Origin of the sequence: Pseudomonas sp. OVF7 (genome assembly GCF_030644265.1) — a bacterium.
Taxonomy (GTDB): Bacteria; Pseudomonadota; Gammaproteobacteria; order Pseudomonadales; family Pseudomonadaceae; genus Aquipseudomonas; species Aquipseudomonas gorinensis.
Genome location: NZ_CP128996.1, coordinates 365,805 through 379,484, shown reverse-complemented (window position 1 = coordinate 379,484; position 13,680 = coordinate 365,805). Strand labels below are relative to the sequence as shown.

The following is a 13,680-nucleotide window of genomic DNA, read 5'->3' as shown; positions in this document are numbered from 1 at the left end:
GTCGAATTACGGCGCTTTGGCCACGGCGGCAGGTGGCGTCCAGATCACGTCCTTGATGCTCAAGGGTTTGGGGATCAATTTGAGTTGGTAGAAGCTGTCAGCGATTTTCTGCTGGGCCGCCACCACTTCCGGGGTCAGGAACAGCGCGCCGTAGCCTTGGCGCTTCACCGAAGTCAGGGTGATGTCGGCCGGTAAGCCAAGCAGCGGAGCGACTTGTTCGGTGACTTCCTGGGGGTTGGCCTTGGACCATTCGCCCACCGCGCGCACTTCTTCCACCAGCGCCTTGATCACTTCGGGGTGTTTTTCGGCATAGGGTTTGGTGGCCAGGTAGAACTGGTGGTTGTCGGCAATGCCGGTGCCGTCACGCAGGGTGCGCGCTTGCAGTTGTTTCTCGGCGGCGGCCTGGTACGGGTCCCAGATAACCCAGGCGTCGACACTGCCACGCTCGAACGCGGCACGGGCATCGGCGGGCGGCAGGAATACGGTTTGTACATCGGTGTATTTCAGGCCGGCGTCTTCCAGGGCACGTACCAGCAGGTAGTGCACGTTCGAGCCTTTATTGAGCACAACTTTCTTGCCCTTGAGTTCGGCCACGGATTTGATCGGCGAATCTTTCGGTACCAGGATCGCTTCGCTGGTCGGCGCGGGCGGCTCGTAGGCAACGTAGAGCAAGTCGGCACCGGCCGCCTGGGCAAACACCGGCGGGGTCTCGCCGGTGACACCGAAGTCGATAGAGCCCACGTTCAAGCCTTCGAGCAACTGCGGGCCGCCAGGGAACTCAGTCCATTGCACCTGCACGCCTTGGGCGGCCAGGCGTTTTTCCAGGGTGCCCTTGGCCTTGAGCAGCACCAGGGTGCCGTACTTCTGATAACCGATCCGCAGGGTTTCGGCGGCGTGGGCTTGAACGATGGCGCCGAAGGACACAGCCGCGGCAAACAGCGCGACCAGACCACGACGCAAGATGACAGTGCGCATGGCGCTCTCTCCAAAAATGCGATGAAGGGGTTGGCTGCACCTGCTTGGCCGTTGGCGGCTGAGTAAGGTGAGTACTTCTATATAGCGGTGAGGCTTACTTAAATGCTCCAGCGAGCACTCAACAAACGTTCATTCAACACATGCGGGTCCAGCGGTTTCGGGCGACGGGCCATGGCGCCATAAAGCGTCTCCAGGGCCTCGTGCAAACGGTGTTCGAGCACCGGCACCAAATGCGCCTGGGCACTGCCTTCGCCATAGGCGATCTGGCTGTCTTCGGCGAAAATCCCGTGGAGCAGCTCCTGGGCTTTCAATGCCGACAACACCGGCTTGAGCGCGTAGTCCACCGCCAACATGTGGGCGATGCTGCCGCCGGTCGCCATGGGCAGCACGATCTTGTGGGCCAGAGCGCGTTCCGGCAGCAGGTCGAGCACGGTCTTCAGCGCGCCGGAGAACGAGGCCTTGTACACCGGCGTGGCGATCACCAGGCCGTCTGCATTGGCCACCTGTTGCAGCAGGTCGATGACCTTGGGGCTGTCGAAGCGGGCGTGCAGCAAGTCTTCGGCCGGGAAGTCCCGTATCTGGTAACTCACGACTTCCACGCCTTTGTGTTGCAACCACTGACGGGTTTTATCCAGCAACACCCCGGAGCGCGAACGCTGGCTGGGACTGCCTCCAAGTGTTACGACCAGCATCTAGGAAATTCCTTAAGCAAGTGTCGGCGGTTCGCTGTGTGGCGATGGCGCCAAGATGGAACAGACCATATCAGCAGATTTATATATCTATAAATCTTATTTTTTCATTTGTTTATTCTTTAAATGCATAAAGCATAGATAAATTCACAGGCGAAAAAAAAGGCCGTCGAAACGGCCTGAAAACCCCTGCTATGTGTGACTTGAAATGCGCTCAACCTGTAGGAGGGGGCTTGCTCCCGATAGCAGCGTGTCAGTCGACACATTCAGTCCTGACGCACCGCTATCGGGAGCAAGCCCCCTCCCACATGGGTCCTGTGTCAGCGGTTGGGTTGCGGGGTGAGACGCAGGTATGGCTTCACCGCTCGATACCCCTTCGGAAAGCGCTTCTTGATCTCTTCCTCGTCCTTGAGCGACGGCACGATCACCACTTCATCGCCGTCCTGCCAGTTGGCGGGCGTCGCGACTTTGTAGTTGTCGGTCAGTTGCAACGAGTCGATCACCCGCAGGATTTCGTGGAAGTTGCGCCCGGTGCTGGCCGGGTAGGTGATGGTCAGGCGGATCTTCTTGTTCGGGTCGATCACGAACAAGGAACGTACGGTGAGGGTGTCACTGGCGTTCGGGTGGATCAAGTCGTAGAGGTCCGAGACCTTGCGGTCGGCATCGGCTAGGATCGGGAAGTTGACGATCGTGTGCTGGGTTTCGTTGATGTCTTCGATCCACTTGTGGTGCGAGTCCACCGGGTCTACCGACAGGGCGATGGCCTTGACGCCGCGCTTGGCGAATTCGTCCTTGAGCTTGGCGGTAAAGCCCAACTCGGTGGTGCACACCGGGGTGAAGTCTGCCGGGTGGGAAAACAACACCCCCCAGCTGTCGCCCAGCCATTCGTGGAAACGAATCTTGCCGGCGCTGGAATCCTGTTCGAAGTCGGGGGCGATGTCGCCCAGTCTTAGGCTCATGGTGTGGCTCCTGGTGAGTGCTATGGAGCCCACTGTGCATGCATTGTGGATAATTTAAAAAGAATAAATATCGATTTATCTAGATGATAATGGAATATTAAAAATCTGTTCATTGGACGCCGGAACGGGCAAGGAGCAACATCCATTTCAAGGTTTGAGAAGGCCTTGAGACGCTGTACGAAGAGGGGTTCAGGAAGGGCTTGCGGGGGTTGAGCCCGACTTGAAAAGCAAGACACCTTGCCCGGCGTTGCGCCGGGCAAGGTTTACAGTCTTACAACAGCGTTACGCTACTAGAACAGTGGCAGCGAATAGCTGACGATCAGGCGGTTTTCGTCCTGGGAACGGGTGTTCGCCAGGTCGGTACGCCACATAGCGTTTTTCCAGGCAACGCCGAGGTTTTTCAGCGGGCCTTCTGGAATCACGTAGGCAACGGTGATGTCACGTTCCCACTCGGATTGACCGGTGATTTCAGTACGAGCAGCGTTGGTGCCAACAGTGTCGATGTCGCTACCCTTGAGGTAAACAACACCAGCAGTCAGGCCAGGTACGCCGACTTTAGCGAAGTCATAAGCGTAGCGAGCTTGCCAGGTGCGTTCGCCGGCACGGGCAAACTTCTGGATCTGCATGTCAGTGGTCAGGTAAGCCGACGAACCGTCGCCTTGGTTCAACCAAGGGAAGTCGCTGCTACCGTTGCTGACCTGGTAACCGCCACCGAAGGTGTGACCGGCAACGGTGTACAGGAACAGGCCGCTGTACAGGTTGTTGTCAACCTTACCCTTGCCGCCGCTGAAGCCGTTGTAGTTACCGCTGCTGTAGTAAGCAGGGGTATTGCCGTTTTTACCATCGTCAGAGCTGTTGAAATAACGCAGGTCAGATTTCAAAACGCCCGGGCCGATTGCCCAGTTGTGGGTCAGACCCAGGAAGTGCTGCTTGTAGAAGTCTTCCAGGTTGCCGTAGTAGTACTGGGCGGTCAGGTCTTTGGTGAGTTTGTAGTCACCACCGGCGTAGTAGAACTTGTTGGTGAACTTGCCTGCGTTGTAGTTGGAGCTGCCGTTGGCACCGCCAATCGACAGGTTTTCGTTGTTGCTGGAGTTACGACCCTTGGCCTTTTCGACCTGACCAGCAACCAAGGTCAAATCCTTGATGTCGTTGGTAGTGATCTGGCCACCTTGGAAGGTTTGCGGCAGCAGACGACCATCGTTGGTCACGATAACTGGCAGCTTAGGCTGCAGGGTGCCCAGCTTCAGTTCGGTTTGGGAGATCTTGACCTTGCCGGTCACGCCCAGGCTGGCGAAATCATTGACAGCGGTGTTGCCGTCGCTTGGGAACACGGTGCCGCCGGAAGCAGTACCGGTGTAGTTACCGTGTTCTGCACGGCTCGAATCCAGACGCACGCCGTACAGGCCGATCGCATCAACGCCGAACTGGACAGTGCCCTGGGTGTAACCCGAGATGAAACGCAGGTCGAAGCCTTGGCCCCATTCAGCGTTCTTGCTGCGGGTGTTCGAGGTCGCCGATGGCTGGCCATCACGGTTATCAGTGTTGATGTAGAAGTTACGCGCACTCAGTGTGGCGTGGCTGTCTTCGATGAAACCGGCAGCGCCTGCTTGCTGAGCGATTACGCCCAAAGCTACAGACAGTGCCAAGGTGGACTTCTTCATGTACCGCTCCTCTCATTTCTAATTTTTGTATTTCTTTGGTCTCGGGTCTGACGCCCTCGATCCACAGATGCGCGATTAGCACCGGATAGTGACTGACAAGTCAATCGTAACCTTGTGTGTCTACTACCTTCGTCTAATCACAGTTGATTTGGTCCCTGCAGGGTAATGAGTTTTTCATACACCCAAAAAGAATTGTTTCATTCTTTTTCATACGATTTGGGAATAAGCCCTAGCATGGGGTGAGCGAGTCAGCGTAGACCAACTACTCCACGAGCTAATTCCTAAAGGGTATTTGTTAGCCTTTTTTTAGATCGCTCAGTGTGGCCGCGGGGTTGCATACGTCACCCACGATCAAAAAAGCGACGCCATCATGGCCAAACGCGCATCCTCCCGTCAATTTGTTACAGTTTTTGTATCGCTAATATTTTTTCCGGGATTAAAGCCGTCGTATGGAGCGTTCTGACCACGGCAGCCTAGTGCAATCTACCCACTGCCGCCTTGATCGTATCGGCCCAAATCAAGAATTCTGAAACTTTAGTAGGGGTTCACGGCAGCCAAATTGACGCACCCCAAGACCGGCTCGACAAAAACCATTACCCCCTCCTTGTCTCATTACGGCCTGCCTGTTGCACTGGCGCCTTTGGGGGCTGGGCACCAGACAAATCAACGGCGTGAACCTGAAATCCGCCGACCAGGTGGCCCAGAAAGACGGCCGGATGATGGATTTTAACCGACACAGAAAATCGCCAAACTGACAGGTTTAAACACCGCCGGTATCCCCGAACCGTTGGCCGGCCTTACATTCCAGAATGCACAGGCGCGACAAGCCGACGCCCCGCTTAAAGGGGACACGGCAAGGGTTTTGAAGGTATGGGGGAAGGGATCGATGCAGTGTGACCGACGTATTTATCAGCCCTGGACAGATCAAATGTGGGAGGGGGCTTGCTCCCGATTTCGGTAGTTCAGATCGACACTCAGTGACTGATCCACCGCGTCGGGAGCAAGCCCACCCCACATTGCAACTTCATTCATCTATCGAGTCGGGCCTACAGGGCCTTTTCGAAAATCTTCGAGTTACGCTGATAGTTGTACAGTGACGCCCGTGCCGACGGCAGGCGGTCCACACTGCTCGGTACGAAACCGCGCTCACGGAACCAATGGGCCGTGCGCGTGGTGAGGACGAACAACGTCTTCAAGCCCTGCGCCCGGGCACGCGTCTCGATGCGCTCCAGCAGTTCATCACCACGGCCACCATGGCGGTACTCCGGGTTGACCGCCAGGCACGCCAGCTCCCCCGCGTCCGACTCCGCAATCTGATACAGCGCCGCACAGGCGATGATCATGCCTTCGCGCTCCACCACGCTGAATTGCTCGATCTCACGCTCCAGCACCTCCCGCGAGCGGCGCACCAGGATGCCCTGCTCTTCCAGCGGGCTGATCAAGTCAAGCAAGCCGCCGACGTCTTCAATCGCCGCTTCGCGCACCAGTTCGAATTGCTCCTGGGCCACCAGCGTACCGCCGCCGTCCCGGGTAAACAGTTCGGTGAGCAATGCGCCGTCTTCGGCGTAGCTGACGATATGGCTGCGCCCTACCCCGCCACGGCAGGCCTGGGCCGCTGCATCGAGCAATTCGGCCTGGTAGTTGCTGCTGCCCAGGCGTTGCAGGTGCGCCGGCACTTGTTGCGGGCGCAGTTCACGGACCAGGCGACCGTTTTCATCGATCAGGCCCAGGTCGGCGCCAAACAGCAGCAGCTTGTCGGCGCCCAGGTCGATGGCGGCACGGGTGGCGACGTCTTCGCAGGCCAGGTTGAAGATCTCGCCGGTGGGCGAATACCCCAGGGGCGACAACAGCACAATGGAGCGCTCGTCCAGCAGGCGATTGATGCCCTTGCGGTCGACCCGGCGCACTTCGCCGGTGTGGTGGTAGTCCACGCCTTCGAGCACGCCGATCGGCCGCGCGGTGACCAGGTTGCCGCTGGCCACCCGCAGGCGCGAACCCTGCATCGGCGACGAGGCCATGTCCATGGACAGCCGCGCCTCGATAGCGATACGCAGGTGGCCGACCGCATCGATCACGCATTCCAGTGTTGCGGCATCGGTGATGCGCAAACCATCGTGGTAAGCCGGGGTCAGGCCGCGTGCTTCAAGGCGTGCTTCGATCTGCGGGCGCGAACCGTGCACCAGCACCAGGCGCACGCCCAGGCTGTGAAGCAGCACCAGGTCGTGGACGATATTGCCGAAATTCGGGTGTTCCACACCGTCGCCGGGCAGCATGACCACAAAGGTGCAGTCGCGGTGGGCGTTGATGTAGGGCGAAGCGTGACGAAGCCAATTGACGTATTCGGGCATGGAACCTGGGCCTGTAATAAAAAGCAGCCGAAAAAGGATGAGTCGTGAAAACGCACAGCGGGCTGATGGTTATCGTCGGAACAGGCTTGGCGACACGCTCGCTCTCCTTATGTACGAATGGACGGGGGTTAATTTATGCAGGTTTGAGGCAGTAATGCTCGATCAGCTCACGCAATAGACGCACTGTAGGCGTCAAGCGTGACATTTCGAGGTACTCGCCTGGCTGGTGGGCGCAAGCGATATCGCCGGGGCCCAATACCAGGGTTTCACAACCAAGGCGCTGAAGATAAGGCGCTTCGGTGCCAAACGCTACTGCTTCGGCACGATGACCGGTCAATCGTTCCGCTACCCGCACCAGCTCGGCGTCTTCGGCCTGTTCGAACGGCGGCACTTCGGGGAACAACGGCGCGTAGTCGATCTTGACTTGATGGCGCTCGGCGAGCGGTTCGAGCCTCTGCCGGATGGCGGCGCGCAACGCCTGGGGGTCCATGCCCGGCAGGGGCCGCAGGTCGAATTCCAGGGAACACTGGCCACAGATGCGGTTGGGATTGTCGCCGCCATGGATGCAGCCGAAATTCAGGGTCGGCTGCGGCACACTGAATTGCGGGTTGCGGTACTCGCGCTGCCAGGCCAGGCGCAGGCCGCGCAATTCGCCGATGGCATCGTGCATGGCCTCAAGGGCGCTGTGGCCCAGGCTCGGGTCTGACGAATGGCCACTTTGGCCGAGAATATCGATGCGCTCCATCATCACGCCTTTGTGCAGGCGGATCGGCTTGAGGCCGGTCGGCTCGCCAATCACCGCCGCACGCCCCAGCGGGCGCCCGGCGGCCGCCAAGGCACGGGCGCCAGACATGGAGCTCTCTTCATCGCAGGTGGCGAGGATCAGCAGCGGCTGCTTGAACGGCTGCTCCAGCAGCGGCAACACCGCTTCGATGGCCAGCGCGAAGAAACCCTTCATGTCACAACTGCCCAATCCGACCCAGCGGCCATCGACTTCCGTCAGCTTGAGGGGGTCGGTCTTCCACAGCGCCGGGTCATAAGGAACGGTGTCACTATGACCTGCCAGCACCAAGCCACCCGGGCCGCTGCCGAAACTGGCCAACAGGTTGAACTTGCCGGGGCTGACGGGCTGGATGTCGATGGCGAATCCCAGGTCGCCCAGCCAACTGGCGAGCAGGTCGATCACCGGGCGATTGCTCTGGTCGAGAGACGCCTGGGTACAACTGACCGACGGCGCGGCAATCAAGGCGGCGAATTGCTCTTTCATGGACGGCAACGGCATGCGCGGTCTCCCTACTTCCCGGATGAACCTCACTATAGAGGCATCTGCACGACACAATAAACCGTTGCGGCGCGCTGCCGGGCTCAGTCCTGTACACTGCACGACCTTGGCAGCCACTCTTTTCCCCGGCTGCGCTCCCGATCCTGGATTTTCCGGCCATGCAGAAAGAAACCGAAATCAAGCTCCGCGTCAGCCGCGAAACACTCGCCGCGCTGCGTGAGCACCCGCTACTGAAAAAACGCAACAAAAGTGGCTGGGAACGCCGTGAGTTGATGAACCAGTATTTCGACACCCCCGAGCGCGACCTGGCCCAGGCCAAGGTTGCCCTGCGCCTGCGCAAGGACGGTGACGACATTATCCAGACCCTCAAGACCCGTGGCCAAAGCGTCGCTGGCTTGTCGGAACGTAACGAATACAACTGGGAATTGCCCAAAGCCAAGCTCGACGTCAAGAAACTCGACGGCGAATGCTGGCCCGAGCAATTGGCCGAGCTGGACAAGAAAACCCTCAAGCCAATCTTCACCACCGACTTCGTGCGCGAACGCGCCGAAATCGCTTGGGGCCGCGGCAAAGCCAAGGTGGTGATCGAAGCCGCCCTGGACCTGGGCCATGTGGTGGCTGGCAAGCAGAAAGAAGAAATCTGCGAGCTGGAACTGGAACTGCGTGAAGGCGAACCGTCCGCCCTGCTGGAGCTGGCCGCTGAACTGGCTGAGACCCTGGCCCTGATGCCGTGTGACATCAGCAAGGCTGAGCGCGGCTACCGCCTGTACGACGCCAGCAGCTACTCACTGAGCCTACCGGCGCCCCAATTGCAGGCTGAAATGCCGCTGGACGACGCCTTCGCCGCGATCATGTGGCACCTGCTGGGCAGCAGCCAGCGCCTGGCCGAGCAATACCGCTTCAATGGCCACTGGCGCCTGTTGCAAGACTGGGTCGACAACCTCGGCGAACTGCGTGCCCTGCTTGGCAGCCTCGGCCAGGCCGCCCCGCGCCAATCCACCAGCGAACTGCGCAGCGCCCTCGACGCCCTGCTGGAAGACTGGCGCCCGCTGGTCCAGGCCGGTGATGACGACGAAGACATTCGCAAAGCCGCGCCGGAACAGTTCGCTGAAGAATTGACTGACGTACGCTGGGGCCTGTTCTCGCTGAACACCTCCCGCTGGTTGCTGAACCGCACTTGGACCGCCGACCGCAACGTACGCGGCAACCGTCAGGGTGCTGCGCAAATCACCAACTGGCTGCCGCGCCTGCTGGCCGAAGATGCCGTCGCCCTGCAACTGCCGCGCTACCAGCAGCAACCGGAAGACCTCGCCGAGCAACTGCCGCGCATCGAACGCATCCAGGCCTGGCTGCACCATGCACGCCAGGTGGTGGACATCCCGGAGCTGGACCGTTTGTACGGCGAGCTGAACAAACTGGCACAACTGGCCAACCAGCCGATCACCGATGAATCGCTGGATGCGCGCATGCATCAGGCCATCGCGGTGTATCAGAACCGTGCCTGGAAAACCCTGCTGCGTCTGTAAATCGCCATCGGGGGCAAGCCCCCGATAAGGCCGGTACAGTCAACGCAATACTGGCAGGCTGGTGGTCGACTTGATCTCGGACAGTGCCACAATCGAGTTGACCTCCTGAATCCCCGGCACCATCGACAACTTCTCAAAGAAAAACCGCTCGTACGCCTCGATATCCGAGGTGACGATACGCAGCAGAAAATCCACCGCCCCCATCAGCACATAACACTCCAGCACTTCCGGAAAGCCGCAGATCGCCTCGGTAAACTCAGTGAAGTTGGATCGCCCGTGGGCGTTGAGTTTGACCTCGGCAAAAATCTGCGTATTGAGGCCGATTTTCTTGCGATCCAACAGGGTGACCTGGCCGCGGATCACCCCTTCCTCCTTGAGCCGCTGGATGCGCCGCCAGCAAGGTGACTGGGACAGCCCGACCTGTTCGGCGATCTGCGCGCTGGAGAGCGAAGCGTCCTCCTGCAGCAAGGCCAGGATGCGGCGATCATAGACGTCCAACTCGCTACGCATAAAACAACCTGCTTAGTGGCTTACATTGAATAGAATTATTCGAGCATGCGTGAATATTGCCCATTTTAGATAAGAAATCTCCGTTGGCGAATGTAAAAATTTCTCCAGTCGAAACTGGAGAGCCAACATGCACGCCGTTGAAACCACCCATTCTGTTTGCCGCGTCGATGCCTGGGCCGTCGATAGTGCTCACTGCCAGGCGCATTATCAGATCGTCGCCGAGGCTGAGCCGGATGTGCTGTGCCGGGTACTCAACTATTTCGCGTTGCAGTTCCTGACTCCGCGCCAGGTCAATGTGAACCGGCAGGAAGACCTGCTGACCCTCGACATCGTGATGGATGGCCTGAGCTGGCACCGTGCCCAGGTGATTGGTGAAAAGATTCGAAACCTGATCAGCGTGTGCACCCTCGAGGTTTGGCCTGCCGATGCCGTGCGGCCCCAGGCGCTGGCGGCGGGAGCCCAGTAAAAACCTGCAATACACATCGGGAGGAGGAACGCTGGCGGCTGACTAGCCTGGGATCACGCCTCCCAGGAAACGCCTCATGCCCATTGATCATCGATTGGAATTGCACCCGTTGTTGCCGGCCCTGCTCGAAGAAGGGCTGATCACGCCCGACATGGCACGGCGCCTGGCGACGCTGCCGGCCAGCGACACCCAGCACCCACTGGAACACATCGCGGCCCTGGGCCCTTGCCTGGAAACCCTGACCCAATGGCTTGCCCGACACACCGGGCAAGCCTACCTGCGTATCGACCCCCTGAAAATCGACGTGGCAACCGTGGTGCCGCTGATGTCCCACGCCTTTGCCCAACGCCACGCCATCCTGGCGGTGGCCGTGGACGCGCAGAGCGTCACCATCGCCAGCGCCCAACCCCATGTCACCGCCTGGGAAGCCGGGCTGGCGCAGGTGCTCAAGCGCTCGATCAAGCGGGTGGTCGCCAATCCCCAGGATATCCAGCGTTGTATCGCGGAGTTCTACCGGCTGGCCAAGTCGGTCAGCGGCGCGGATCTCAAGATGGCAGCGCCGGGCCATTTCGACCTGCTCAACCTCGGCAGCGGCGACCAGGAGCCGGACGCCAACGACGCGCACATCGTCAACATTGTCGACTGGCTGCTGCAGTACGCGTTCGGCCAACGCGCCAGTGATATCCATGTCGAACCGTGCCGGGACCAGGGCCGGGTGCGCTTTCGCATCGATGGGTTGCTGCATGATGTCTATCAATTTCCGTCCCAGGTAACGGTGGCCGTGGTCAGCCGCCTGAAAAGCCTCGGACGGATGAACGTGGCGGAGAAACGCAAACCCCAGGACGGCCGGGTCAAGACCAAAAGCCCGGCGGGCGCCGAAGTGGAGTTGCGCCTGTCGACCTTGCCCACGGCGTTCGGCGAGAAACTGGTGATGCGGATTTTCGACCCCCAGGTGCTACTCAAGGACTTAGATCAGTTGGGCTTGCCCACCGAAGACCAGCGGCGCTGGCACACCATGGTTCGCCAGACCAGTGGCATCATCCTGGTCACCGGCCCTACCGGCTCGGGCAAGACCAGCACCCTTTACACCACGCTCAAGCAACTGGCGACCCGCGAGGTCAACCTGTGCACGGTGGAAGACCCCATCGAGATGGTCGAGCCGGCGTTCAACCAGATGCAGGTGCAGTCCAATATCGACCTGACCTTCGCCAGCGGTATCCGTGCCCTGCTGCGCCAGGACCCGGACATCATCATGATCGGCGAGATTCGCGACAGGGAAACCGCCGAAATGGCGATTCAAGCTGCATTGACGGGGCACCTGGTACTGTCGACGCTGCACACCAACGATGCACCCAGCGCTATCAGCCGTTTACAGGAACTAGGAATTGCTCATTATTTGATCAAAGCTACGCTGATTGGAGTGATGGCGCAGCGCCTGGTGCGGCTGTTGTGCCCGCACTGCAAGCGTGTCGCGGGTGAGCGCTACGAAGCTGTGGGCTGCGCGCAGTGCCGAGACAGCGGTTACCGAGGCAGGGCCGGCGTGTACGAAATCATGGTCATGGACGAAACGCTCAAAGCGTTGATCACCCCCGGCGCCGATGTGCAGGCCTTGCGCCGGGCCGCGCTCAAACAAGGCATGTGCAGCCTGCGTATCGCCGGCCTGCGCAAGGTCAACGCCGGGCTGACCACACTGGCTGAAGTATTACGAGTAACGCCCGGGGATTCAGATACAAATCCTTTGCTTGTCGAACCGTGAAATCGTTCTTATCCGTGACAACACCGCTACAATCGGCCGAACGTCGTTTCACTGACACCAACAGATAGGGAATCGCTATGCAGATCGGAACCGTACTGCTTCTTTTCGTGGGTTTGGCTGTCGCCATTCTCTTCATGGGTTTCAAGGTCGTGCCACAAGGCTACCAGTGGACCGTGGAGCGTTTCGGGCGCTACACCAACACGCTCAAGCCGGGCCTCAACATCATCATCCCGGTCATGGACCGTATCGGTCGCAAGATCAACGTGATGGAAAGCGTGCTGGATATCCCTCCCCAGGAAGTGATCACCGCCGACAACGCCACCGTGCAGATCGACGCCGTGTGCTTCTTCCAGGTGGTCAACACCGCCCAGGCGGCCTACGAGGTGAACAACCTCGAGCATGCCATCCGCAACCTGCTGCAAACCAATATCCGTACCGTCCTCGGCTCCATGGAGCTGGACGCCATGCTCAGCCAACGTGACGGCATCAACGAAAAACTGCTGCGCACGGTCGACGAAGCCACCGCGCCGTGGGGCATCAAGATCACCCGGATCGAGATCAAGGACATCAGCCCACCTGCGGACCTGATGGCCGCCATGTCCGGCCAGATGAAAGCCGAGCGGATCAAGCGTGCACAGATTCTGGAGGCCGAGGGCCTGCGGGCGTCGGCGATCCTGACCGCCGAAGGCAAGAAGCAGGCACAGATCCTTGAAGCCGAAGGTGGCCGCCAGGCTGCGTTCCTGGAATCCGAAGCCCGTGAGCGTCAGGCTGAAGCGGAAGCTCGTGCGACCCAGGTCGTTTCCGAAGCGATCGCCACCGGTAACGTGCAGGCCATCAACTACTTCGTCGCGCAAAAATACATCGACGCCCTGGGCAAGCTGGCTTCGGCCAATAACAGCAAAGTGATCCTGATGCCGCTGGAAGCCAGCCAGGTGATCGGTGCAGTCGGTGGTATCGGCGAGATCGTCAAGGCCACGTTCGATAACAAGAAAGGCTGAGGCGATCGACATGTGGGATTTCCTGCAGCATCTATCGTTCTGGGATTGGCTGGCGCTGGGCACCGTGTTGTTGATTCTTGAGGTGTTCGGCGCCGGGGGTTATCTGCTGTGGATGGGGATCGCCGCCGCCGCCGTGGGCGTGATCAAGTTCCTGGTACCGCCGCTCGGGCTGGAATGGCAACTGCTGCTGTTCGCCCTCCTGTCGATCCTGACGGCGGTGTATTGGTGGAAACGCCAACGCAGCAGCGCCAAGGCCAGCGACCAGCCGGGGCTGAACATGCGCGGCTCCGAGCTGATCGGCCGCACCTTCATAGTGCATCAGGCAATTGTCGATGGGCGCGGCAAGATAAAAGTCGGTGATGGCGTATGGATCGTGACCGGCCCGGATATGCCTGTAGGCGCTCAAGTACGGGTCGTTGGCCAGGATGGCGCGATTCTGAAAGTTGAAACTGTTTAGTCAGTGATGGAACTCGGCTGGGCTAACCACAATCATAATGTACAGATAACCCA

12 protein-coding genes are annotated in these 13,680 nt (G+C 59.6%); 5 read left to right on the top strand and 7 right to left on the bottom strand.

What is annotated here, in order from left to right:
• Window positions 1-6 precede the first annotated feature (6 nt).
• The 6 genes from QU606_RS01700 to argE form a co-directional block, all read right to left on the bottom strand.
• Window positions 7-975 (bottom strand): sulfonate ABC transporter substrate-binding protein, encoded by a 969-nt coding sequence (locus tag QU606_RS01700; protein WP_024077981.1) that lies wholly within the window; start codon window positions 973-975, stop codon window positions 7-9.
• Window positions 976-1,073: 98 nt separating this feature from the next.
• The gene (ssuE, locus tag QU606_RS01695) at window positions 1,074-1,667 is read right to left on the bottom strand and encodes an NADPH-dependent FMN reductase (protein WP_304998057.1); all 594 of its coding nucleotides are present in this window, start codon (window positions 1,665-1,667) and stop codon (window positions 1,074-1,076) included.
• A 317-nt stretch (window positions 1,668-1,984) separates the two neighbouring features.
• Complete coding sequence (locus QU606_RS01690; protein WP_024077983.1) at window positions 1,985-2,623, bottom strand: peroxiredoxin; 639 nt, start codon at window positions 2,621-2,623, stop codon at window positions 1,985-1,987.
• Window positions 2,624-2,913: 290 nt separating this feature from the next.
• A complete protein-coding gene (locus QU606_RS01685) occupies window positions 2,914-4,284 on the bottom strand; it encodes an OprD family porin (protein ID WP_069077239.1) in 1,371 nt (456 codons plus the stop codon).
• A gap of 1,046 nt (window positions 4,285-5,330) precedes the next feature.
• Window positions 5,331-6,632, bottom strand: coding sequence for an amino-acid N-acetyltransferase (gene argA, locus QU606_RS01680; protein WP_024077985.1), 1,302 nt, complete (start codon window positions 6,630-6,632; stop codon window positions 5,331-5,333).
• A 133-nt stretch (window positions 6,633-6,765) separates the two neighbouring features.
• Window positions 6,766-7,914: an acetylornithine deacetylase gene (gene argE, locus QU606_RS01675; RefSeq protein WP_024077986.1), complete on the bottom strand. Its 1,149-nt coding sequence runs from the start codon at window positions 7,912-7,914 to the stop codon at window positions 6,766-6,768.
• Between the two features lie 158 nt (window positions 7,915-8,072).
• On the opposite strand from argE, the gene QU606_RS01670 reads away from it, so the two are divergent.
• Window positions 8,073-9,440: an inorganic triphosphatase gene (locus QU606_RS01670; RefSeq protein ID WP_024077987.1), complete on the top strand. Its 1,368-nt coding sequence runs from the start codon at window positions 8,073-8,075 to the stop codon at window positions 9,438-9,440.
• Between the two features lie 39 nt (window positions 9,441-9,479).
• Here the strand turns inward: QU606_RS01670 and QU606_RS01665 are convergent, their stop codons facing one another.
• Complete coding sequence (locus QU606_RS01665; RefSeq protein WP_304998056.1) at window positions 9,480-9,950, bottom strand: Lrp/AsnC family transcriptional regulator; 471 nt, start codon at window positions 9,948-9,950, stop codon at window positions 9,480-9,482.
• Between the two features lie 127 nt (window positions 9,951-10,077).
• Between QU606_RS01665 and QU606_RS01660 the strand changes: the two genes are divergently transcribed.
• The 4 genes from QU606_RS01660 (at window position 10,078) to QU606_RS01645 (ending at window position 13,627) form a co-directional block, all read left to right on the top strand.
• Window positions 10,078-10,416 carry a hypothetical protein gene (locus QU606_RS01660; RefSeq protein WP_024077989.1) on the top strand — a complete coding sequence of 113 codons (339 nt, stop codon included), beginning with the start codon at window positions 10,078-10,080 and terminating at the stop codon, window positions 10,414-10,416.
• A gap of 76 nt (window positions 10,417-10,492) precedes the next feature.
• Complete coding sequence (locus QU606_RS01655; protein ID WP_304998055.1) at window positions 10,493-12,172, top strand: GspE/PulE family protein; 1,680 nt, start codon at window positions 10,493-10,495, stop codon at window positions 12,170-12,172.
• A 77-nt stretch (window positions 12,173-12,249) separates the two neighbouring features.
• Window positions 12,250-13,170 carry an SPFH domain-containing protein gene (locus QU606_RS01650; protein WP_024077991.1) on the top strand — a complete coding sequence of 307 codons (921 nt, stop codon included), beginning with the start codon at window positions 12,250-12,252 and terminating at the stop codon, window positions 13,168-13,170.
• Window positions 13,171-13,180: 10 nt separating this feature from the next.
• Window positions 13,181-13,627, top strand: a complete 447-nt coding sequence (locus QU606_RS01645; RefSeq protein ID WP_024077992.1) for an NfeD family protein — start codon at window positions 13,181-13,183, stop codon at window positions 13,625-13,627.
• The last annotated feature ends 53 nt before the right edge of the window (window positions 13,628-13,680 follow it).